Genomic DNA, 21,321 nt, shown 5'->3' with positions numbered 1-21,321 from the left:
TCACCCCTCCAACAGCATCCTCTGAAGTTCCCGTGCCGCCCGGGGCGGTGCCACATCACTCCGGTGCGCCAACGCGATCGTCCGCGACAACCCCGGCCGGGCCAACGGAGTCACCCTCAGGCCCCGCCCCGACCGCGCCGCGACCATCCGAGGCACCACGGCCACCCCCAACCCCGCCCGCACGAACCCCAACACCGCGTCCATCTCACCCCCCTCGACGGAGAAGCTGGGCTCGAATCCCGCCGAACGACACGCCGCGACCGTCAACTCCCGCAGGTCATAGCCATGCCGGAACATGACGAGCCGCTCACCCTCCAGGTCGGAGATCCGAACGGTCCGCCGCCCGGGCCCACCCGGCGCCGACGCCTCCGGTGAGGACACCACCACCAGGTCCTCCCGCAACAGCTCCACCGTCGTCAGCGCCGGAGACGGCGTGGGCAGTGGCAGCACGACGAGCGCGAGATCCAGCGCCCCGCGCGCGAGCTCCCGTACGAGGTCGTGCGAACCGCTCTCCTCGATCAGCAGCCGGATCCCGGGATACCGGTCGTGGAAGGCGCGCAGCACATCCGGCAGCAGGCCCGTGCACAGACTCGGCGTCGCCCCCAGCCGCACCCGCCCACTGCGCAGCTGCACCAGCTCCTGCACCTCGTGCCGGGCCGTGTCCGCGTCGGCGAGGATGCGGCGGGCCAGCGGCAGCAGGGCCTCGCCGGCGTCGGTGAGCGCGATGTTGCCGCGCGCCCGCAGGAACAGATCCGCCCCCAGCTCCCGCTCCAGCGCCTTGATCTGCTGGGAGAGGGACGGCTGGGCGACATGGACCAGGTCGGCGGCCCGGGTGAAGTGCCGCGTCTCGGCGACCGCCACGAAGTACTGGAGCTGCTGGAACTGCATACTCGTACCATAGTCGCTGCCTATCGAATCAAGCCGGACCATGTCTTGGACCGATCGGCGTTCCGGGGCCTACCGTCGCTGCCATGGCTCTGGCAACGCGGACGGACCGACGGCCGTCGATGGCGCGGACCGTGTGGGACAGCTCCGTCGGCAAGAAGACCGTGATGGCCGTCAGCGGCCTGATCATGCTGCTCTACCTGGTCGTCCACATGATCGGGAACCTGAAGATCTTCTTCGGTTCCGGCGAGTTCAACCACTACGCACACTGGCTGCGCACCGTCGGCGAGCCCTTCATGCACTACGAGTGGACGCTCTGGCTCATCCGGATCGTCCTGGTCGTCGCCGTGATCGCGCACGCCACCTCCGCCTACCAGCTCAGCCGCCGCGACATCAGGGCGCGGCCCAGCAAGTACGTGCACAGGAAGCGGCAGGCGAGCTACGCGACCCGCACGATGCGCTGGGGCGGGATCATCCTCGGCCTGTTCATCGTCTGGCACATCCTGGACCTGACCACCGGCACCGTGCACTCCGGCGGCTTCCAGGAGGGCCACCCGTACCAGAACGTCGTGGACACTTTCTCCACCTGGTACGGCAACGTCATCTACATCGTCGCGATGCTCGCACTCGGCCTGCACGTACGGCACGGCTTCTGGAGCGCCGCCCAGACCCTCGGCGCCGGCAGCCGCACCCGCGACCGCGCCCTGAAGACCACCGCCAATGCCCTCGCGCTGCTGCTCACGGCCGGCTTCATCGCCGTACCCGTGGGCGTCATGACCGGAGTGGTGAGCTGAACATGACTTCCTACGTGGACTACGCGACCGGTGAACCCGTCGTCGACACCAAGGCCCCGACCGGGCCGGTCAACGACCGCTGGGACACCCGCCGTTTCGAGGCCAAGCTGGTCAACCCGGCCAACCGCCGCAAGCACACCGTGATCGTCGTCGGCACCGGCCTCGCCGGCGGCTCGGCGGGTGCCACGCTCGCTGAACAGGGCTACCACGTCGTCCAGTTCTGCTACCAGGACTCCCCGCGCCGCGCCCACTCCATCGCCGCGCAGGGCGGTATCAACGCGGCCAAGAACTACCGCAACGACGGCGACTCGATCCACCGGCTCTTCTACGACACCGTCAAGGGCGGCGACTTCAGGGCGCGCGAGTCCAACGTCCACCGCCTGGCGCAGATCTCGGTCGAGATCATCGACCAGTGCGTGGCGCAGGGCGTGCCGTTCGCCCGGGAGTACGGCGGCCTGCTCGACACCCGGTCGTTCGGCGGTGTGCAGGTGTCCCGGACCTTCTACGCCCGCGGCCAGACGGGTCAGCAGCTGCTGCTGGGCGCGTATCAGGCGCTCAGCCGGCAGATCGCCGCCGGGAACATCGAGATGCACCCGCGCACCGAGATGCTCGACCTGATCGTCATCGATGGGAAGGCGCGCGGGATCGTCGCCCGCGACCTGATCACCGGGAAGATCGACACGTACTTCGCCGACGCCGTGGTCCTCGCGAGCGGCGGATACGGCAACGTCTTCTACCTGTCGACGAACGCCATGAACTCCAACGCCACCGCCGTCTGGCGGGCGCACCGGCGCGGCGCGCTCTTCGCCAACCCCTGCTTCACGCAGATCCATCCGACCTGCATCCCGCGCACCGGCGACCACCAGTCCAAGCTGACGCTGATGAGCGAGTCGCTGCGCAACGACGGCCGGATCTGGGTGCCGAAGGCCAAGGGCGACGAGCGTCCGGCGAACCGGATCCCCGAGGACGAGCGCGACTACTACCTGGAGCGCATCTACCCGTCCTTCGGCAACCTGGTCCCGCGTGACATCGCCTCCCGCGCCGCGAAGAACGTCTGCGACGAGGGCAGGGGAGTCGGGCCCGGCGGACAGGGCGTCTATCTCGACTTCGCCGACGCGATCCAGCGGATGGGGCGCAAGGCGGTCGAGGAGAAGTACGGCAACCTCTTCGACATGTACGCCCGGATCACCGCCGAGGACCCGTACACGGTCCCGATGCGGATCTACCCGGCCGTGCACTACACGATGGGCGGACTGTGGGTCGACTACGACCTGCAGACCAGCGTGCCCGGCCTGTTCGCGATCGGCGAGGCCAACTTCTCCGACCACGGCGCCAACCGCCTCGGTGCCTCCGCGCTGATGCAGGGCCTGGCCGACGGCTACTTCGTGCTGCCGGCGACCATCAACGACTACCTCGCCCGCAACCCGCACCAGAGCGCGGTCACCGACGAACACCCGGAGGTCCAGGAGGTGTTGGCCGAGACGGAGGACCGGCTGAACCTCCTCCTGTCGGTGGACGGCGACCGCACGCCCGACTCCTTCCACCGTGAACTGGGCGAGCTGATGTGGGAGTTCTGCGGCATGGCCCGCAGCGACTCCGGGCTGCGCAAGGCACTGGAGCGCATCCCGCAGATCCGCGAGGAGTTCTGGCGGCGGATCAAGGTGCCCGGCACCGGCGAGGAGTTCAACCAGTCTCTGGAGAAGGCCAACCGCGTGGTCGACTACCTGGAACTGGCCGAGCTGATGTGCCTCGACGCGCTGCACCGTGCCGAGTCCTGCGGCGGCCACTTCCGCGAGGAGTCCCAGACCCCGGACGGCGAAGCCGCGCGCCGGGACGAGGAGTTCTCGTACGCGGCCGCCTGGGAGTTCACCGGCACCGGCGAGGCTCCCGTCCTGCACAAGGAAGACCTGGTCTTCGAGTACGTCCACCCCACTCAGCGGAGCTACGCATGAAGCTCACCCTGCGCGTCTGGCGGCAGCGCAACGCCGACGCCGACGGCGCCATGTCCACGTACGAGGTGGACGGCATCTCCTCCGACATGTCCTTCCTGGAGATGCTGGACACGCTCAACGAGGAGCTCATCCTCAAGGGCGAGGACCCGGTCGCCTTCGACCACGACTGCCGCGAGGGCATCTGCGGCGCCTGCTCGCTCGTCATCAACGGCGACGCGCACGGCCCCGAACGCACCACCACCTGTCAGTTGCACATGCGGTCCTTCGAGGACGGCGACACGATCGACATCGAGCCCTGGCGGGCGTCGGCGTTCCCGGTGATCAAGGACCTGGTCGTGGACCGCTCGGCGTTCGACCGGATCATCCAGGCCGGCGGCTACATCACCGCCCCGACCGGCGCCGCACCCGAGGCCCACGCGACCCCGGTCCCCAAACCGGACGCCGACTTCGCCTTCGAGCACGCCGAGTGCATCGGCTGCGGGGCATGCGTGGCGGCCTGTCCCAACGGCGCGGCGATGCTGTTCACCTCGGCCAAGATCAACCATCTCAACGTGCTCCCGCAGGGCGCACCCGAGCGCGAGACCCGCGTCCTCGACATGGTCGCGCAGATGGACGACGAGGGCTTCGGCGGCTGCACCCTCGCCGGCGAGTGCGCCACCGCCTGTCCCAAGGGAATCCCCCTGGTGTCCATCACGAGCATGAACAAGGAGTGGCTGCGGGCCACGCGCAAGGTCGCCAAGCGCTGAACCCCGGCGCCAACTCCCTTGCGGGACACGAACGTTCGCCGATCAGATGCGGACGGGCGGGACCGGGACCGGTGCTCGTCCCCGGTCCCGCCAGGCATCGTGGCCGTCGGTAGGCTGCCCGCATGATCTTCACAGGCAGGAAGAAGGCGCGGTTCCTGGACGCCGTGGCGAGCTTCGAGGACGCTGTAGACCAGGGCGACGGCGAGCGTTCGCAGCAGGCGATGCAGGAGATCCAACGGCACTTCGAGCACGCGGGGGACGACGACCTCGCCCGGATCGGCCCGCGCCTGGCCGAACTGCTGCCGGCGGTGCCGCCCGGACCCCGCGCGCTGGTCGCCGTACTGATCGGCGCCTGTGTCGAGCGGGGAGCGGACGCCCGTGCCTGCGCACCGCAGATCTTCGAGGGGCTGGCCCAGGCACTCGGTGCCGCCCAGGAGTTCTGCGAGCGCTGGACGGCGACCGGCGGCGGAGACCTCCCCGAGCCCGACCCGGCCGCTCTCACCGAGGCCGCCCTCGAACGGGTCGGACAGGACGCCGCCGTCGGCTGGATCACCCTGCCGCAGTGGGAGATGGCGTCCGTGGCCATGCTCAACCGTCCGGCGGTGCGCACCACCCTCCTGCCCGAGACCCGCCTCGCCCTCCTGCGCGCCCTGCACGAGATACAGGAGGCGTCCGGCCACGACTTCAAATGCCTGCACTACGCCCTCCTCGTCCTCGACGACGAACCCCTCCTGGCCCTGCACCGCCCCACCGGCACCGGCTACCTGCTGCGCATGACCGGCATCGGCGACAACTTCCAGCTGCACACCCTCCTCGCCGACGTCCTCGTCGGCGGCGGCCATGTGCCCGGGCATGCGCCCTCCGCCCAGGAGGCGGCCGTGTGCCGGGACGCCCCGGGACAGGTGCCGACCACCGGATCCTTCAACCTCGCGACCCCCGGCGGCGATTGGGTGTGGAACGAGGGAACTCCCACCGACATCCCGGTCGTTGACGGCGTACGGCTGCTGGTCCTCGACCCGCCGCCGTACCAGCGCGGCTGGCCCGCGGGCCGGTTCTTCCCCGGCATGACCGGTGACCTGGTGCTGGAGCGGGTGCTCGGCGCCGACGAGGCCCGCGAGTGGCTGGGGCGGTGCGCCCCGCCGAAGTGAACGGCACACCCTGAGGGCCCGGGTGTGGGGACGCCGTTCAACAAGCCCACATCCCTGCTCCGGGCACAGGTCACGCGCAGGACGCCCGGCATCGGAAGAACTGTTGCGACCGGAGATACGGAACCGGCCAGCCAGTTCCTCCGCCGCACCCGGCCCGTGATCAGGGAGAGCCATGACCGGCGTTTCCACCCTCGACCGTCCCTCGCAGCCCGCCGCGCCGACCCGCTACACCGTCACGCTCGCCCGTGACGAGGACGATGTGCGTGCCGCGCAGCGGCTGCGGCACGACGTCTTCGCCGGTGAGATGGGCGCCCACCTGGCCAGCCCGCAACCGGGCCTGGACGTCGACGCCTTCGACGCGTACTGCGACCACCTCCTCGTCCGCGACACGGTCACCGGCCAGGTGGTCGGCACCTACCGGCTGCTGCCGCCGCAGCGGGCCGCGGTCGCCGGACGGCTCTACTCGCAGAGCGAGTTCGACCTCGCCCCCCTCGACTCGATCCGCCCCGGCCTCGTCGAGGTCGGCCGCTCCTGCGTGCACCCCGACCACCGCGACGGCACGGTCATCGGCCTCATCTGGGCCGGCATAGCCCGCTACATGGTGGACCGCGGCCACGAGTGGCTCGCCGGCTGCTGCTCCATCCCGCTCGCCGACGGCGGTGCGCTCGCCGCGGGCACCTGGGACCGGGTCAGCGCCAAGCACCTCGCGCCCCAGGAGTTCCGGGTCAGGCCGCTGCTGCCCTGGAGCGCGGACGGCGTCGCCCGCCCCACCGGCCGCGTCGAACTCCCGCCGCTGCTGCGCGGATACGTCCGCCTCGGCGCCTGGGTGTGCGGCGAGCCCGCCCACGACCCCGACTTCAAAGTCGCCGACCTGTACGTGCTGCTGTCGATGCGCCGGGTCAACCCGCGCTATCTGCGGCACTTCCTCTCGCTCGTCCCGGCCTGATGAGCGGCTGGCTGCCGAGCGCGCCCTGCACCCCCAGGGCGTGCATCGAACCCACCCGGTCCCGCACGGCGCCACCCCTGGCCGTGCTGCGCCTCATGACGGTCGTCGTCGTGGTGCTCGGCGGGATCATGCTGATGCCGCTCGGCGGGCTGATCCCCGCCGCGGCGGTACGGCTGTGGTGCCGCTGGATCGTACGGGCCGCGGGGGTGCGGCTCCGTATCACCGGCGCCCCGCCCTCCGGCGGCGGTCTGCTGCTGGTCGCCAACCACATCTCGTGGATGGACATCCCGCTGATGGCCGCCGTACGCCCGGCCCGGATGCTCGCCAAGGCGGAGATCCGGGGCTGGCCGGTGGCCGGGGTGCTGACCGCCGGCAGCGGGGCCCTGTTCATCGACCGGGACCGACTGCGCGCGCTCCCCGAGACCGTCGCCCGCATCGCGGACGCGCTGGGCTCCGGCAGCGCGGTGGCCGTCTTCCCGGAGGGCAGCACCTGGTGCGGGCGCGCGCAGGGCTCGTTCCGGCGGGCCGTCTTCCAGGCCGCCCTCGACGCCGGTGTCCCCGTGCAGCCGGTGCGGCTGCGCTACCGGATCGAGGGAGGCTCGGCGACCGCGGCGACCGCGTTCATAGGGCAGGACTCGCTGCTGGCGTCGGTGTGGCGGGTGGTGTCGACGCACGGTCTGGTGGCCGAGGTCGACGTACGGGCCGTCATCGCGCCGGGCAGCCACCCCGACCGCCGGTCACTGGCCCGGGCCGCGCAGCCGCCGGAGACGACCCAGCCGAACTGGACCCATGTCGCCCTGGTGGCCCGCGCGGAAATCCCGAGGAGGTTGCGACGGAACGCTGTTAGCGTGGAGCCCGTGCAGGACATCAGGCGTACCCACACCGCAGCCGCGCGAGCGACCAGCTCCCCGGCTGCCGACGTCTGACCTCGTCACACTTCCCCGGCGGCCGGAGACGGACCGCCGGGACGACCTTCTGTTTCCCCACTTCTCGTGCTCGCGCGGTCCTTCCCGGTCTCCCCGACTGATGCGAAGGAACACCGCCATGGACACCGAACAGACCCTACGGACGTTCACCGACTTCTTCCGCGAGCGCGGACACGAGACCGTCAGCGGCACCTCGCTGCTGCCCCCGCCCGGGGACCCGGTGCTGTTCACGACGTCCGGCATGCACCCCCTCACGCCCTACCTCCAGGGCCGGCCCCATCCACAGGGCCGGCGCTTGCTGAACGTCCAGCGCTGTCTGCGCACCACGGACCTCGACGAGGTCGGCGACTCCACCCACCTGACCGTCTTCGAGATGCTCGGCTCCTGGTCGCTCGGCGACTACGGCCATCCGCAGAGCCTGAGTTGGGGCCACGAGCTGCTGCGCGACGGCTTCGGCATCCCGGCCGAGCGCCTCCACGCCACCGTCTTCGGCGGCGACGACGAGGTCGGCCCCGACAACGAATCCCTGCGCACCTGGCAGGAGTTGGGGGTCCCGGTGGAACTCACCCGGGAGGACAACTGGTGGTCCAACGGACCCGTCGGGATCTGCGGTCCCGACTCGGAGATCTTCGTGTGGACCGGCGACGGCCCGCCCCGGCGCACCCCCACCACGGACCCGCGCTGGGTCGAGATCTGGAACCACGTCCACCTGCGCTACCACCGCCACCAGGACGGCCGCCTGGAACCCCTGCGGCAGCCCGGCGTCGACACGGGCATGGGCCTGGAACGACTCCTGACGGTCCTTCAGAATCGGCGCGACGTCCACGAGATCGACCTGTTCGAGCCGTGGATGCGCACGGTCCCCTCGCTGTGGGACCTGGACGAGCGCTCGACCCGTCTGGTCTGCGACCACCTGCGGTCGAGCATCGTGGTGACGGCCGACGGCGTACGGCCCTCCAACACCGGCCGCGGCTACGTACTGCGCCGCCTGGTCCGCCGCCTCCTCACCGCCCTGTACCGCGAGGACTCCTCGCGCGGACTGGCCGAGTTGCCACGGGAGTTGATCGAGCACACGCTGGACCACTTCCGGCAGACCGAACGCGCCGACCTCGTCCGGGAGGTGCTCCTGGACGAGGAACGGCGGTTCGGCCAACTGCTGGAGCGAGGTCGGCGGGTCCTGTCCCGCACGGAGTTCCGCGCCCGGCCGCTGGACGAGGAGGACTACGCCTACCTCCACGACACCTACGGCCTGCCCCGCGAACTCGTCGCCGGGATCAGCGCTGGGTGAAGATGAGGCCGACCTTGTCGACCTCGTCACCGGTGCGGCCGTGGAAGCCCGCGATCTGCCAGCCCGAGGGGGCGGTCCGGGTCACGCAGTCGGAGGTCGTGGTGCCGCCGGCCAGCGTGCGTCCGAGGTTGGTCGTGAACTTCGCGTAGAAGATACGGGTCTGGCCGTCCTTCTGGCCCTGGCAGAGATTGGCTCCGGTGACGTACTCGCCGCTGCCCAGGGTCAGTGAGGACGCCGTGCCGCCCGTGCCGCCGTGGGCGAGCGTGGTGCCGCCTGAGAGCGTCACGTTCAGCTGGTCCACGCGGGATCCGGCGCGCAGGCCGATGGTGGTGGCCCGGGCGGCGGCCGGCACGCGGTCGATGTCGTTGAAGTAGTCGCCGTGCGGGCCGCCGAACTGGTCGCTGAGCTGGAAGGAGGTGGTGCGCGACCAGCTGAAGCCGACCGTGATCGGGTCGTGGTCGGAGAGCATCTTCCCGTCGTCCGTGAGGAACTTGGCGTGTTCGTTGTTGTACGACGTCGCGTTCAGCGAGACCAGCTTGCTGCCGCGGTAGAGGACCTTGTCGACGACCTCGCAGGTGTTGGGCACGGTGGTGCCGGTCTGGTCGCACACGAGCGCGTCGCTGCCCTTGGCGGGCGCGGTGCCGCCGCGGATCAGCTTGACCCACGCGTCGGTGAGACCGTTGGCCGCGCCGAACTCGGCGATGGTGTCGCCGGCGCGCGTGTAGCGGGTGTTGGTGTCGCCCATCACCACGACGGCGTTGCCCGCCGAGTGGGTGCCGATGAAGGCGCTGAGCTGGTTGAGGTTGTCGGCGCGCGAGGCGAGGTCGCCGTCGTTGGTGCCCGCGTTGGTGTGCAGGTTGTAGAAGTCGACGTAGACGCCCTCGGCGAGACGCTCCCGCATGAAGGTGAAGCCCTTGGGGGTCAGGCAGTCACCTGAGTCCCACTGGCAGGAGTTCCAGCCGACACGTTCGAAGTCGTCCGTGTCGTAGGGGAGTTTGGACAGGGCGTTGAGTCCGCTGCCGATGCCCGCACCGCCGCTTGTGGGGGTGCGGTAGGCGTGCGCGGTGTCGCCGGCGTAGAGGTAGGCGTGGTAGTTGAAGTCCTCCTCGACGTTGACGATGTCGTAAGGAGCGATCCGCTGGCCGATCGCCGTGGTGCTGGACTCACGGGGAGTCGAGGCGCTGGAGAGCGCCTCGGGGAGTCCGGCCACGTTGTAGCTGAGCACGCTGAAGGTGCCCGAGTCGGCGGCCGCCGCGGGCGGGGCGGCCACGGCGAGCCCGCCGACGGCGGCGGTTGCCGCCGCCAGGCAGGCGAGGAGTCTGCGCATGAGCTTGTGTCTCCTGGGGGAAGTAAGCGGTTGCCATAGGGGCATGGCAGAAGTTACCGCTGGTTACCCCTTTCTGTCGCGGCCCTGACAGGACTGCGTGGTGGAGGCGGGATGAAAGGTGCGGGAACGCGGAGGGGGTGTCTGCGCCCTGCCTGTGACCTGCGGTCGGCGTGGACGGAGGTGGCGACAGCCGTGGCCGTTCTCGGAGGGCGCCCGTCAGTGCCCGGCGAAGTAGTGGCCCTCGTCGAGGTCGGCGATGAGTCCGGGATGGACCGGTTCCCAGCCCAGCAGTTCCCTGGTCTCCGCGCTGGACATCGTGAGGTCGAGCGTGATGAAGGGAAAGCCCTTGAAGTGGTCCGCGGCCTGCTCGGCGGGGATGCTCACCGCCGGGAGGTCCAGGTGACGGCCTATCGTCTCGGCGATCTCCCGTACGGTGACGCCCTCTTCGCCGGCGGCGTACAGCTGCGACCCGGCCGGTGCCTTCTCCAGGGCGAGTCGGTGGAGGCTGCCGACGTCCAGGGCGTGACCGGCGGGCCAGCGGTGGGTGCCGTCGTCGACGTAGCCGGACACGCCCTTGGCGCGGGCGATGGCGATCAGCCGCGGGACGAAGCCGGTCCGGTCACGCCTGCTGTGGGTCACCGGAGGGATCGCGACGACCACGGTCCGTACGCTGTGTTCGGCGTACCCGGCGAGAGTGCGCGCGGCGACCGAGCGGGGGTTGGCGGCGATCAGCGCGTCGCGCTCCGGGTCGCCGGTGGGTGTCAGGCCGACGCCCATGAGGGTCTTGCCCGTGCCGGTCAGCGCGTCGCCGAGCGTTCGCACCACGGCCAGGTCGGCCGTCGCCGCCTCGCCGAACCCTCCGGAGGCGATGGCGCCATGGTCGAACGCGAGGTGGATGACCGCGTCCGCGTCGGCCGCGGCCTCGCGCAGACCGTCCAGGTCGGTTGTGTCGCCGCGGCGCACCTCGGCGCCCAGGGCCTCCACGGCGGCGGCCGACGTGTCGGACCGGGCCAGGCCGACGACCTCGTGTCCGGCCCGGATCAGTTCGGGCACCACGGCGGACGCGATATGGCCGCCGGCGCCGGTGACGAAAACACGCATGAGCAACTCCTGGGAACGGCCGGGCGCAACAGAGGTTGGGCGCGACGGGGTGCCTCGCCCGGGCGGAGCGAGGTGATGTGACTTGGTACCGTCACCATAGCCGAAGTGATGTGACTCGGTACCGTCACTATAGCCAAAGTGACGGTACCGAGTCACATCACTTATGCTGTGCCCATGGCTCGATGGGAACCGAACGCGCGGGAACGGCTGGTGCGTGCCGCGCTGGACCTGTTCACCGAACAGGGCTACGACGCCACCACGGTCAACCAGATCGCGGATCGAGCCGGCCTCACCAAGACCACCTTCTTCCGGCACTTCCCCGACAAGCGGGAGGTGCTCTTCGCCGGCCAGGACATCCACGCCCGGCTCCTCGCCGACGGGATCGCCGCGGCGCCCGCCACGGCCACTCCGCTGGAGGCGGTGAGCGCGGGCCTCGACGCGCTCACGGCCTCCTTCCGGGACGAGCGCCGGGAGTTCAGCGCGCGACTCCGTCCCGTCCTCGCCGGTCACAGCGAACTGCGGGAGCGCGCCGTCTTCAAGCGCGTCGGCCTCGCCGCGGTCATGGCGGACGCACTGCGCGAGCGGGGCGTGCCGGAGCCGACCGCGAGCCTCGCCGCCGAACTCGGCGTCCGCGCCTTCTACCAGGCCTTCGAGCAGTGGGCCGATCTCACCAACGGGCAGACCTGCACCGACCTCGCCCGCATCGCCCTCGCCGAACTGAGAGCTGCGACGGCAGCGCTCGACTAGGGGCTGTCAAAGGCCTGATGGCCCGACCTACGGCCCCAGCACCGCCGACAGATACGGAGCCGTCGCGCTCGCGTCGACCCCCGCCACTTCCGCCGGAGTTCCCGCCGCCACGATCCGTCCGCCCGCGTCCCCGCCGCCCGGTCCCAGGTCGATCACCCAGTCCGCGCCCGCCACGACCGACATGTCGTGCTCGACGACGATCACGGTGTGCCCGGCGTCGACGAGTCCGTGCAACTGGCGCATCAGGACCTCGACGTCGGCCGGGTGGAGGCCGGTCGTCGGCTCGTCCAGGAGATAGAGGGTGTGGCCGCGCCGCCCGCGCTGCAACTCGCTCGCGAGCTTGATGCGTTGGGCCTCACCGCCGGACAACTCCGTCGCCGGCTGCCCCAGGTGCAGGTAGCCGAGCCCCACGTCGAGCAGTGTCGCCAGGCTGCGGGCCACCGACGGCGTGTCCGTGAAGAACTCCGCCGCGCCCTCCACCGTCAGGTCGAGGACCTGGGCGATGTTCCGTCCCCGGTACGTCACTTCGAGCGTCTCGGGGTTGTAGCGGGCCCCGCCGCAGTCCGGGCAGGGCGCGTAGGTGCTGGGGAGGAAGAGCAGCTCGACGCTGACGAACCCCTCGCCCTGACAGGTCTCGCAGCGACCGCCGGCCACGTTGAAGGAGAAGCGTCCGACGCCGAACCCGCGTTCGCGGGCCTGGTCGGTGGCCGCGAACTCCTTGCGCACGACGTCGAACAGGCCCGTGTAGGTGGCCAGGTTGGAGCGCGGGGTGCGGCCGATGGGCTTCTGGTCCACGGACACCAGGCGCCGCACGCCCGGCAGTTCCTCGGTGATCTCGCCGATCAGCGTGGACTTCCCGGACCCGGAGACGCCGGTGACCGCGGTGAGGACGCCGAGGGGGAACTCGGCCGTCACCCCGCGCAGGTTGTGCCGGGTCACCGGACCGACCTTCAACTGGCCGCGCGCGGTGCGTACGTGGCGTACCGGTGTGGGGGAGCGATCGAAGAGGAAGCGGGCCGTCGCCGACTCGGACACGGCGGACAGGGCCGCCGGCGGACCGCTGTGCAGCACCTCCCCGCCGTGCTCACCCGCCCCCGGGCCCACGTCCACCAGCCAGTCGGCGCCGCGCATCACGTCGAGGTGGTGCTCGACCACGAACACCGAGTTGCCCGCCGCCTTCAGCCTGGCCAGGACCGTCAACAGGGCCGCCGTGTCCGCCGGGTGGAGTCCGGCGGACGGTTCGTCGAGGACGTACACGACCCCGAACAGTCCGGAGCGCAGCTGGGTCGCGAGGCGCAGTCGCTGCAGCTCGCCCGCGGAGAGGGTGGGGGCAGGGCGGTCCAGGCTGAGGTAGCCCAGGCCGAGCTCGACGGCCGGTGCGATACGGGACTTGAGGTCGTCGGTGAGGACACGGGCCGCAGGCGTGGAGCCGTCCAGGACCGCCGCCAGCTCCACCAGGGGCAGCGCGGCCACCTCGGCGATCGTGCGGCCCGCGTACGTCACCGCCAGCGACTCCGGGCGCAGCCTGCCGCCGCCGCACACCGGACAGGGCGCGCTGGTCAGGAAGCGCTCCGCACGGGCGCGCAGGGCCGGGCTCTTGGAGTCGGCGAAGGTCTTCATGACGTACCGGCGGGCGCTCATGTACGTGCCCTGGTACGGGCGTTGGATGCGGTCCGCGTCCCGCACCGGGTGCACGGTGACGACCGGCTGCTCGTCCGTGAACAGGATCCACTCCCGCTGCCCCGCCGGGAGTTCGCGCCACGGCACGTCCACGTCGTAGTCGAGCGCGTCGAGGATGTCCCGCAGGTTCTTGCCCTGCCAGGCGCCCGGCCAGGCGGCGATCGCGCCCGCGCGGATCGACAGCGACGGGTCGGGGACCAGTGACTGTTCCGTCGTACCGTGCACCCGGCCGAGCCCGTGGCACTCGGGGCAGGCGCCGACGGCCGTGTTCGGGGAGAACGCGTCCGAGTCGAGGCGCTCGGCGCCGGGCGGGTAGGTGCCCGCGCGCGAGAACAGCATGCGCAGCGAGTTCGAGAGGTTGGTGACCGTGCCCACGGACGAGCGGGACGTCGGCGTCGAGCGGCGCTGCTGGAGCGAGACCGCGGGCGGCAGGCCGGTGATCTCGCCGACCTTCGGCGCGCCGACCTGGTGGATGAGACGGCGGGCGTACGGCGCCACCGACTCGAAGTAGCGGCGCTGGGCCTCCGCGTAGATCGTGCCGAACGCGAGCGACGACTTCCCCGAACCGGACACGCCTGTGAACACGGTCAACACGTCCCGCGGGATGTCGACGTCCACGCCCTTCAGGTTGTGCTCGCGGGCGCCGCGGACGCGGACGTAGGGGTCGTGAGGGGGCTGCATGACCCGGCGAGTCTATGCGACCCCTCCCCGCGCCGCCCGCTGACCTGCGGGGGGTGCGGGGGCGTCGGCCCTGTGCCACGTTGGAAGGCGCAGAGGCGCAGAAGGTGCAGAAGCTATGGAGGCCCCATAAGGCCCAGCAGGCATGGACGCCAATCGCCAATCGGAAGGCCCGTGGTCATGACCACTCCCGGATTCGGTTTCGGACGCAGTCCCTTCGAGGAATTCGACGAGCTGATGTCCCGGTATTTCGGCAGCTCGGGCCCCGCGGCGCCGTCGCGCCGGGCGCAGCGCGTCGACATCGGCAGCCTGCTCTCCGAACGGGCCCGCGACCTGGTCGCCCAGGCGCGGGACATCGCCGCCGTCGAGGGCAGCGAGGAACTCGACGCCCGACACCTGCTGGCCGCCGCCACCGAGCAGGAGTCGACCCGCCGGCTGCTGGCGGAGGCGGGCGCGGATCCCGACCGCATCCGGGAGCGGCTGACCGCCGGCGGCGGCGCCGCCAAGACCGAGCCCGCCACGCTCACCCCGGCGGCCAAGCGGGCACTGCTGGACGCCTACCGGATCTCCCGCGCCGAGGACTCCTCGTACATCGGCCCCGAGCACCTGCTGCGGGCGCTGGCCGCCAACCCCGAGTCCGCCGCCGGACAGGCCCTCGCGGGCAGCGGCTGGGAGAGCGGCAGGCTGCCCGCCGCAGGCACCGAGCCCGAGCGCAGGCGGCCCAGCACCACGCCCACGGTCGACGAGTACGGCCGTGACCTCACGGAGGACGCCCGGGCCGGCCGGCTCGACCCCGTGATCGGCAGGGACGAGGAGGTCGAGCAGACCATCGAGGTCCTCTCCCGGCGCAGCAAGAACAACCCCGTCCTGATCGGCGACCCCGGCGTCGGCAAGACCGCCATCGTCGAGGGCATCGCCCAGCGGATCGTGTCCGGCGATGTGCCGAGGACCCTGGAGGGCAAGCGGCTGGTGACCCTGGACCTCGCCGGGATGGTGGCCGGCACCAAGTACCGCGGCGAGTTCGAGGAACGTCTGAAGAAGGTCCTCGACGAGGTGAGCGAGCACACCGACGAACTGGTGCTGTTCCTGGACGAGTTGCACACCGTCGTGGGAGCGGGCGGTGGCGGCGACGGCGCGATGGACGCGGGCAACATGCTCAAGCCCGCCCTGGCCCGCGGCCAGTTGCACCTCATCGGCGCCACCACCGTCGACGAGTACCGCAAGTACATCGAGAAGGACTCCGCCCTGGAGCGCCGCTTCGCGCCCATCCTGGTCGGCGAACCGACGGTCGACGACACCATCGAGATCCTGCGCGGCCTGCGCGACCGCTACGAGGCCCACCACCAGGTCCGGATCACCGACGAGGCCGTCGTCGCCGCGGCCGAACTCTCCGACCGCTACATCACCGCCCGCTTCCTGCCCGACAAGGCCATCGACCTGATGGACCAGGCGTCGGCACGGGTGCGGCTGCGTGCCAAGACCCCGCCGGCCGACACCCGTGACATCGAGGACCGGATCGCCGCGCTCAACCGCGAGAAGGACCAGGCAGTCGCCGACGAGGAGTACGAGCGCGCCAGGGAGGTGCGGGACCGGATCAAGGACGCCGAGGCCGAACGGGCAGGTGTGGAACGGGCTGAGGAGCACGCCCCGAAGGTGACCGCGGAGGACATCGCCGAGGTCGTCTCCCGCACCACCGGCATCCCGGTCGCCCAGCTCACCGAGGAGGAACGCGCCCGGCTGATGAAGCTGGAGGAGCACCTGCACGAGCGGGTCGTCGGCCAGGACGAGGCGATCACCGCGGTCGCCCGCGCGGTACGGCGGGCCCGCGCCGGTATGAGCGACCCCGATCGCCCGGTCGGCAGCTTCCTCTTCCTCGGCCCCACCGGCGTCGGCAAGACCGAGCTCGCCCGCGCCCTCGCCGCAGCGCTGTTCGGCGACGAGACCCGCATGATCCGCCTGGACATGAGCGAGTTCCAGGAGCGGCACACCGTCTCCCGGCTGGTCGGCGCGCCTCCCGGGTACGTCGGTCACGAGGAGGCCGGGCAGCTCACGGAGGCGGTGCGCAGGCAGCCGTACGCCGTGCTGCTGCTAGACGAGGTGGAGAAGGCGCACCCCGACGTCTTCAACACGCTGCTGCAACTCCTGGACGACGGGCGGCTGACGGACTCCCAGGGCCGCACCGTCGACTTCAAGAACACGGTCGTCATCATGACGTCGAACATCGGCGCCGACCGCATCCTCGCGGCCGGGGTGGACGACTACGCCAAGGTGCGCGAGACCGTGCTGCCGGTCCTGAACCAGCACTTCCGCCCGGAGTTCCTCAACCGCATCGACGAGATCATCGTCTTCCGCGGCCTCGACCGCACCCAACTGCGCCTGGTCGTCGACCTGTTGCTCGAACACACCAGGCGCCGTCTGCACGCTCAGGACGTCACGCTCGAGGTCACGGACGAGGCGGCGGATCTGCTGGCGAACCTCGGCTACCAACCCGACTTCGGCGCCCGCCCGTTGCGCCGCACCATCCAGCGCGAGGTCGACGACCGGCTCGCGGACCTGCTGCTGGCGGGCGAGTTGAGTGCGGGTGACCGGGCTCGGGTGGACGCGGCGGACGGGGAGCTCAAGGTCACCGCGGTCCGGGATCAAGGCGAGTCCTAGACGTCCGGCACCGGTTCGGCCCTGGGCAACTGGGGCCGGACCAGAGCCGGTTCTAGACGACCCCGTGCGCGATCAGGCTGCGCGCACAGTCCAGCACCGCCTCCCGGGCCGGCCGCGGCTCCCAGCCCAGCACCGTACGGGCCTTCTCCGTGCTGTGCCGGTTGCGGCGGCCCAGGGCCGGGGTGATCTCGCGCAGCGACGGGTCCCGGAAGCGGGCCACCAGGCGGACGACGAAGTCCGGGACCTGTCGCGTGGAGACGCGCCGGCCTTCCTCGCCGAGACCCTCCCGCAGGGTGCGTGCCATGTCGGCCATCCACACGAACTCCCCGGTGGCGAGGAAGCGTTGACCCGCTGCCGCCGGTGATGTCATCGCGCGGATGTGCACGTCGACGAGGTCGCGGACGTCCACCACCTCAAGGCCGATCCGCGGGACGCCGCTCATCTCGCCGGCGAGCATGCGCGCGACGATGCCGACCGAGCCGAGGTTGCCCGACGTCAGGATCGGCCCGAACACGGCGCCGGGGAGCACGGTCGTCAGCTCCGTCGGACCGTCGTAGGTCTCCATGAAGTCCCAGGCCGCACGCTCGGCGAGGGTCTTGGAACGGCGGTAGGGGATGAGCGTCGGATCGTCGGGGTCGGTCCACAGCGTCTCGTCGGTGACGCCTTCGGTGGCGTACGAGGACGGGCTCGCGGCGTTCGCCGCGGACGTCATCACCACGCGCCGTACGCCGGCCGCGGTCGCCGCGCGCAGGACGCGCAGCGCGCCGTCGCGGGCCGGACCGATGAGGGCGGCGGGGTCGTCGGAGGCGGCGCCGAGCGGCGAGGCCACGTGCAGGACGTAGTCCACGCCTTTCAGGGCCGTCTCCCAGCCCTCGTCCGCCGTGAGGTCGGCGACCGCGAAACTCAGCCGGCCGGCCGGGTCGACGGCGGTCGAGACCGCTTCGGTGACGGACTTCTCGCGCTCCGGGGAGCGCACGGTGGTCCGGACGTGGTAGCCGCGCCGCAGCAGCTCGGCGACGCACCAGCCGGCGACGTAACCGCTGCCCCCGGTGACCAGAACGAGCTCGGGCATGACTGTCCTCCACGGAGTCGGATGGGCTGTGCGAGAATGAAGCGGAGGCCCCTCCGCTTCTCCATCAACGTACCGGAGGCCCCTCCGCTTAGCAAGCCGGGCCGACGTCCCGCCGAGCAGCAAGCCGACATCCGAGCCGATTGGACGCCCGCAGCCGTGAACCCGCCGCCCGCGAAACCGACCCGCCGAGACGCGCTCGACAACCGGGAGCGCATCCTGACCGTCGCCCGTCAGGCGCTCGGCACCTCCGCCTCCGCGTCCCTCTCGGCGATCGCCAGGCAGGCAGGCGTCGGCATCGGCACGCTCTACCGGCACTTCCCGACCCGCGAGGCGCTGGTCCTGGAGCTGTACCGGCACGACATCCAGCACCTGATCGACCGGGCGCCCGCCCTGCTGAGGGAGCACGAACCGCTGGTCGCCCTCCGCCTCTGGTTCGACGAGGTCGCGCACTACGGACGGCTCAAGTTCGGCGTCTCGGAGGTCATCCACGCGGCGACCAACGGCGGCCTCGACGACGAGTACTACGAGCCCTTCGTCCACGCCATCGGCATCCTGATGGACGCCGGCGCCGCCGACGGCTCCCTCAAGTCCGGGCTCGACCCGGAGGACGTCCTGCTCCAGCTCAGCGTCCTGTGGCGGATCGATCCCAAGCGCGACGGCGCCGAGGAGCGGGCGGCCCGGATCCTCGCCCTGGTGGTGGACGGCCTCAGGGCCTGACCGTCGGGCGGTTCGACCGCCGGGCCGTCAGCCTTCGAAGATCCGACCCAGCCTCCGGTACGAGTCCACCAGCGCCGCGCGGTCGTAGGTGCTGGTCGTGACGAGCACCTCCTGCGCCCCGGTCTCCTTCAGGACCGTCTCCAGCTCGTGGGCCACCTGCTCCTCGGTGCCGGCGACATGGCCGGCGAGCCCGGACTCGTAGAACCCGCGTTCCTTCGTGGTCATGGTGAGGCCCTCGACCCGTTCGGCGGGCGGGAGGGGCGGGAAGGTCCCGTGGGTGCGGGAGTACGCCATCGACCAGGCCTCCGGGATCAGCAGGCGCCGTGCCTCCTCGGGGGTGGCGGCGACGGCGATCGTGCCGGAGATGACGACGTACGGTTCCGGCGCCCAGGGGGAGGGGCGGAACCGGTCGCGGTAGCGGTCGATGCCGCGCCGCATCTTCTCCCGGCCGCGCAGATCGCCGATCACCATCGGCAGTCCGGCCCGGGCGGCGATCTCGGCGCCCTCGCCCATCGCGAGGACGAAGGGCGCCACGGTCAGGCCCTCGGACGGGCGGGCGTGGACTCCGGTGGGTGACGTGCCGCCGAACCAGCCGAGCAGCTCGTCGAGTTGACCGGCGAAGTCCTCCGCGTCCCCCTTGTCGCGCCCAAGTGCCTTGCGCACGCCGTCGGTGAAGCCCACCGACCGCCCGAGCCCCATGTCGATCCGTCCCGGGAAGAGCGACTCCAGCACCCCGAACTGCTCGGCCACGACCAGGGGTTGATGGTTGGGCAGCATCACACCGCCGGTGCCCACGCGGATGCCGCGCGTGGCGCTCGCGACGGCGGCGGCGAGGACCGTCGGCGCCGACCCGGCGACCCCGGGCACGCCGTGATGCTCGGAGACCCAGAACCGGTGGTACCCGAACGCCTCGACCTCCCGTGCCAACGCCACGGTGTCCCGCAGCGCCTCCCCGTCCCGATGCCCTTCGCGGGTGCGGGACCGGTCGAGGACGGAGAACCGTACGCCTTCGAATGCAGAGGTCACATGGTGTTCAACGCCCTGGGCGCCAAGGGATTCCCGCGCCTGCGCGCTCGGCGGCCGGTGCCGGTCGCCCGGCGGCGGCTCAGCGTCGTCCCGTACGCGCGCGTGCTCCCCGCGGCGGCCGGACGAACTGCAGCTCCAGCGTGACCGGCGGCTCGGCCAGGCCCGGACCGCCCGCCGCCGCCCAGCTCACGATCTCCTCCGTGCAGTCGTCGTCCATGGCGAAGCCGACCCAGGTGGCCCGGCCGCCGGCCCTGCGCCCGGCGGCCGACGGCTGGACGACCATGACGTTCGCCTGGTCGCAGGGGCCCAGGCAGTCGGTCGTACGCACCTGGAAACCGTGCTCGGCGGCGGCGGCGGCGCGCAGCCGGTCCAGCTGACCGACGTGGTCGGTGCCGGGGTGCTTGCGCGGATCGCCGCAGCAGCAGCCCCTGCACACGACGAGTGTGCAGGGGCGCTGCCGGACGACGCCTATCAGGCGCGTACGAGGAGCGGGCAGGGGAGAGGCGTGATCCATGCTACGAACGCCCTCCACGGGCCCAGCGCTGTGCGGTGAAGGGCACGGGCCTGCCCGTGACGCGGTGGGTGTAGGGCTGGATGATGCCCGGTGCCTCGTCCGGGAGGGCGCGCACGGTGGCCACCACCCCGGTGGTGTGCGACCCGTAGTCGTCGACGAGGAGGGCCAGGAAGGACAGGCGGTCGTCCTTGAGGCGCGGGGCGCTGTCGTCGGCGCTGCGGGGCTGCGGGGGCCAGTGGGCCGTGATCAGGGAGTACGGGACGGTCCGGTCGGCCTCGCCCTCGACCAGTACCAGCGCCCGGGTCACCGTGAGCTCCCGGTACAGGCCCTCCTGCCAGAACGGCTCCTCGGTCGCGAACCGTTCCGCGCTCGCACGGTCGGTCATGTCGACGACATGAACGCTTCCGGTGTGCTCGGAGCCGTCCTCGGACAGGGTGGGTCCGCGGAGTATGAGCCGGTCGGCGAAACCGTCCATGTACGACCAGTGCGCCTCGGCGAGACTGTCCAACTCGGCGGCGACATCGGGCTCGTCCTGAGCGTGAACGTAGAAGACCATGCGCAGACCGTACCGACTCCGCGCGCCCCACGACTGTCCAGGGTTGATCGCGTGACCGACAGCAGCGGACGCCCCCTCGCCGTGTTCGACGTGGACAACACCCTTGCCGATACGGCTCATCGGCAGCGCTTCCTGGAACGGAGCCCGCGGGACTGGGACGCGTTCTTCGCCGCGGCGCCGCACGATCCACCCGTTCCGGAAGGTGTCGCGCCGGCGTTGACGAGCGCCGAGGAGTGCGAGGTCGTCCATCTGACCGGGCGGCCCGAGCGCTGCCGGCGCGACACGCTCGCCTGGCTCGCCGCGCACGGGCTGCCCGAGGGGCGGGTCCACATGCGGCGCGACGACGACCGCAGGCCGGCCCGCCGCACCAAGCTGGAGGTGCTGCGCCGGCTCGCCAGGACCCGGGAGATCCGGGTCGTCGTGGACGACGACGAGTTGGTGTGCGAGGAGGTCCGGCGCGCCGGCTTCACGGTCGTTCGCGCCCGCTGGACCGCCCCCTCCGGCGCCCTGAACGCGGCGCAGGAGCGGGACGGGCGGACCTGATCGTCGGGAGAGGGGCCCGT

The 21,321-nt window shown here is 71.4% G+C and carries 19 protein-coding genes; 11 read left to right on the top strand and 8 right to left on the bottom strand.

Translation table 11 applies throughout. The features are described 5' to 3' along the window. Complete coding sequence (locus tag ACIQI8_RS03645; protein WP_402344467.1) at positions 1-888, bottom strand: LysR family transcriptional regulator; 888 nt, start codon at positions 886-888, stop codon at positions 1-3. A 119-nt stretch (positions 889-1,007) separates the two neighbouring features. Here ACIQI8_RS03645 and ACIQI8_RS03640 point away from each other — a divergent pair, with 119 nt between their 5' ends. From ACIQI8_RS03640 to ACIQI8_RS03610, 7 genes are all read left to right on the top strand, one after another. After that, complete coding sequence (locus ACIQI8_RS03640; protein ID WP_402346662.1) at positions 1,008-1,679, top strand: succinate dehydrogenase; 672 nt, start codon at positions 1,008-1,010, stop codon at positions 1,677-1,679. 2 nt (positions 1,680-1,681) lie between these two features. Continuing rightward, the gene (locus ACIQI8_RS03635; protein ID WP_402344464.1) at positions 1,682-3,631 is read left to right on the top strand and encodes a fumarate reductase/succinate dehydrogenase flavoprotein subunit; all 1,950 of its coding nucleotides are present in this window, start codon (positions 1,682-1,684) and stop codon (positions 3,629-3,631) included. Further along, on the top strand, positions 3,628-4,377 hold the full coding sequence (locus ACIQI8_RS03630; protein WP_401711469.1) for a succinate dehydrogenase/fumarate reductase iron-sulfur subunit: 750 nt from the start codon (positions 3,628-3,630) through the stop codon (positions 4,375-4,377). The genes ACIQI8_RS03635 and ACIQI8_RS03630 overlap by 4 nt, the downstream gene beginning before the upstream one ends. Positions 4,378-4,499: 122 nt before the next feature. Next, entirely contained in the window at positions 4,500-5,525 is a 1,026-nt protein-coding gene (locus ACIQI8_RS03625; protein WP_402344460.1) for a hypothetical protein, read from the top strand. Between the two features lie 172 nt (positions 5,526-5,697). Further along, on the top strand, positions 5,698-6,471 hold the full coding sequence (locus tag ACIQI8_RS03620) for a GNAT family N-acetyltransferase (RefSeq protein ID WP_402344457.1): 774 nt from the start codon (positions 5,698-5,700) through the stop codon (positions 6,469-6,471). Beyond that, complete coding sequence (locus tag ACIQI8_RS03615) at positions 6,471-7,397, top strand: lysophospholipid acyltransferase family protein (RefSeq protein WP_402344454.1); 927 nt, start codon at positions 6,471-6,473, stop codon at positions 7,395-7,397. The genes ACIQI8_RS03620 and ACIQI8_RS03615 overlap by 1 nt, the downstream gene beginning before the upstream one ends. 118 nt (positions 7,398-7,515) lie before the next feature. Then, positions 7,516-8,685 carry an alanine--tRNA ligase-related protein gene (locus ACIQI8_RS03610; RefSeq protein WP_402344451.1) on the top strand — a complete coding sequence of 390 codons (1,170 nt, stop codon included), beginning with the start codon at positions 7,516-7,518 and terminating at the stop codon, positions 8,683-8,685. Here ACIQI8_RS03610 and ACIQI8_RS03605 read toward each other — a convergent pair. Together ACIQI8_RS03605 and ACIQI8_RS03600 are read right to left on the bottom strand one after the other, a co-directional pair. After that, the gene (locus ACIQI8_RS03605; protein ID WP_402344448.1) at positions 8,672-10,012 is read right to left on the bottom strand and encodes a jacalin-like lectin; all 1,341 of its coding nucleotides are present in this window, start codon (positions 10,010-10,012) and stop codon (positions 8,672-8,674) included. The genes ACIQI8_RS03610 and ACIQI8_RS03605 overlap by 14 nt on opposite strands. Before the next feature lie 216 nt (positions 10,013-10,228). Further along, entirely contained in the window at positions 10,229-11,113 is an 885-nt protein-coding gene (locus tag ACIQI8_RS03600) for an SDR family oxidoreductase (protein WP_402344444.1), read from the bottom strand. Positions 11,114-11,287: 174 nt separating this feature from the next. Between ACIQI8_RS03600 and ACIQI8_RS03595 the strand changes: the two genes are divergently transcribed. Further along, complete coding sequence (locus ACIQI8_RS03595; protein WP_402344441.1) at positions 11,288-11,860, top strand: TetR/AcrR family transcriptional regulator; 573 nt, start codon at positions 11,288-11,290, stop codon at positions 11,858-11,860. Positions 11,861-11,887: 27 nt separating this feature from the next. On the opposite strand, the gene ACIQI8_RS03590 is transcribed toward ACIQI8_RS03595, so the two are convergent. Continuing rightward, positions 11,888-14,221 (bottom strand): ATP-binding cassette domain-containing protein, encoded by a 2,334-nt coding sequence (locus tag ACIQI8_RS03590; RefSeq protein WP_402344438.1) that lies wholly within the window; start codon positions 14,219-14,221, stop codon positions 11,888-11,890. A gap of 177 nt (positions 14,222-14,398) precedes the next feature. On the opposite strand from ACIQI8_RS03590, the gene ACIQI8_RS03585 reads away from it, so the two are divergent. Beyond that, a complete protein-coding gene (locus ACIQI8_RS03585; RefSeq protein ID WP_402344435.1) occupies positions 14,399-16,873 on the top strand; it encodes an ATP-dependent Clp protease ATP-binding subunit in 2,475 nt (824 codons plus the stop codon). A gap of 52 nt (positions 16,874-16,925) precedes the next feature. Here ACIQI8_RS03585 and ACIQI8_RS03580 read toward each other — a convergent pair whose 3' ends face one another. Then, positions 16,926-17,945, bottom strand: coding sequence for an NAD-dependent epimerase/dehydratase family protein (locus ACIQI8_RS03580; protein ID WP_402344432.1), 1,020 nt, complete (start codon positions 17,943-17,945; stop codon positions 16,926-16,928). Between the two features lie 156 nt (positions 17,946-18,101). Between ACIQI8_RS03580 and ACIQI8_RS03575 the strand changes: the two genes are divergently transcribed. After that, positions 18,102-18,662: a TetR/AcrR family transcriptional regulator gene (locus tag ACIQI8_RS03575; protein ID WP_402344429.1), complete on the top strand. Its 561-nt coding sequence runs from the start codon at positions 18,102-18,104 to the stop codon at positions 18,660-18,662. Positions 18,663-18,689: 27 nt separating this feature from the next. Here the strand turns inward: ACIQI8_RS03575 and ACIQI8_RS03570 are convergent, their stop codons facing one another. From ACIQI8_RS03570 to ACIQI8_RS03560, 3 genes are all read right to left on the bottom strand, one after another. Further along, positions 18,690-19,688: an LLM class flavin-dependent oxidoreductase gene (locus tag ACIQI8_RS03570; protein ID WP_402344426.1), complete on the bottom strand. Its 999-nt coding sequence runs from the start codon at positions 19,686-19,688 to the stop codon at positions 18,690-18,692. A 79-nt stretch (positions 19,689-19,767) separates the two neighbouring features. Next, on the bottom strand, positions 19,768-20,202 hold the full coding sequence (locus ACIQI8_RS03565) for a (2Fe-2S) ferredoxin domain-containing protein (protein WP_402344424.1): 435 nt from the start codon (positions 20,200-20,202) through the stop codon (positions 19,768-19,770). A 1-nt stretch (position 20,203) separates the two neighbouring features. Then, positions 20,204-20,758 (bottom strand): YciI family protein, encoded by a 555-nt coding sequence (locus ACIQI8_RS03560; protein WP_402344421.1) that lies wholly within the window; start codon positions 20,756-20,758, stop codon positions 20,204-20,206. 51 nt (positions 20,759-20,809) lie between these two features. On the opposite strand from ACIQI8_RS03560, the gene ACIQI8_RS03555 reads away from it, so the two are divergent. Beyond that, complete coding sequence (locus ACIQI8_RS03555; protein ID WP_402344419.1) at positions 20,810-21,301, top strand: hypothetical protein; 492 nt, start codon at positions 20,810-20,812, stop codon at positions 21,299-21,301. The last annotated feature ends 20 nt before the right edge of the window (positions 21,302-21,321 follow it).

The organism is Streptomyces sp. NPDC092369 (assembly GCF_044755245.1).
Lineage (GTDB): Bacteria > Actinomycetota > Actinomycetes > Streptomycetales > Streptomycetaceae > Streptomyces.
Note: the sequence above shows the minus strand (reverse complement) of the source record. Positions and strands in the feature narration are given on the sequence as shown.

Coding starts and splice junctions, on each gene's coding strand:
- ACIQI8_RS03645 (WP_402344467.1), bottom strand. CDS start 888: ATGCAGTTCCAGCAGCTCCAGTACTTCGTGGCGGTCGCCGAGACGCGG.
- ACIQI8_RS03640 (WP_402346662.1), top strand. CDS start 1,008: ATGGCGCGGACCGTGTGGGACAGCTCCGTCGGCAAGAAGACCGTGATG.
- ACIQI8_RS03635 (WP_402344464.1), top strand. CDS start 1,682: ATGACTTCCTACGTGGACTACGCGACCGGTGAACCCGTCGTCGACACC.
- ACIQI8_RS03630 (WP_401711469.1), top strand. CDS start 3,628: ATGAAGCTCACCCTGCGCGTCTGGCGGCAGCGCAACGCCGACGCCGAC.
- ACIQI8_RS03625 (WP_402344460.1), top strand. CDS start 4,500: ATGATCTTCACAGGCAGGAAGAAGGCGCGGTTCCTGGACGCCGTGGCG.
- ACIQI8_RS03620 (WP_402344457.1), top strand. CDS start 5,698: ATGACCGGCGTTTCCACCCTCGACCGTCCCTCGCAGCCCGCCGCGCCG.
- ACIQI8_RS03615 (WP_402344454.1), top strand. CDS start 6,471: ATGAGCGGCTGGCTGCCGAGCGCGCCCTGCACCCCCAGGGCGTGCATC.
- ACIQI8_RS03610 (WP_402344451.1), top strand. CDS start 7,516: ATGGACACCGAACAGACCCTACGGACGTTCACCGACTTCTTCCGCGAG.
- ACIQI8_RS03605 (WP_402344448.1), bottom strand. CDS start 10,012: ATGCGCAGACTCCTCGCCTGCCTGGCGGCGGCAACCGCCGCCGTCGGC.
- ACIQI8_RS03600 (WP_402344444.1), bottom strand. CDS start 11,113: ATGCGTGTTTTCGTCACCGGCGCCGGCGGCCATATCGCGTCCGCCGTG.
- ACIQI8_RS03595 (WP_402344441.1), top strand. CDS start 11,288: ATGGCTCGATGGGAACCGAACGCGCGGGAACGGCTGGTGCGTGCCGCG.
- ACIQI8_RS03590 (WP_402344438.1), bottom strand. CDS start 14,221: ATGCAGCCCCCTCACGACCCCTACGTCCGCGTCCGCGGCGCCCGCGAG.
- ACIQI8_RS03585 (WP_402344435.1), top strand. CDS start 14,399: ATGACCACTCCCGGATTCGGTTTCGGACGCAGTCCCTTCGAGGAATTC.
- ACIQI8_RS03580 (WP_402344432.1), bottom strand. CDS start 17,945: ATGCCCGAGCTCGTTCTGGTCACCGGGGGCAGCGGTTACGTCGCCGGC.
- ACIQI8_RS03565 (WP_402344424.1), bottom strand. CDS start 20,202: ATGGATCACGCCTCTCCCCTGCCCGCTCCTCGTACGCGCCTGATAGGC.
- ACIQI8_RS03560 (WP_402344421.1), bottom strand. CDS start 20,758: ATGGTCTTCTACGTTCACGCTCAGGACGAGCCCGATGTCGCCGCCGAG.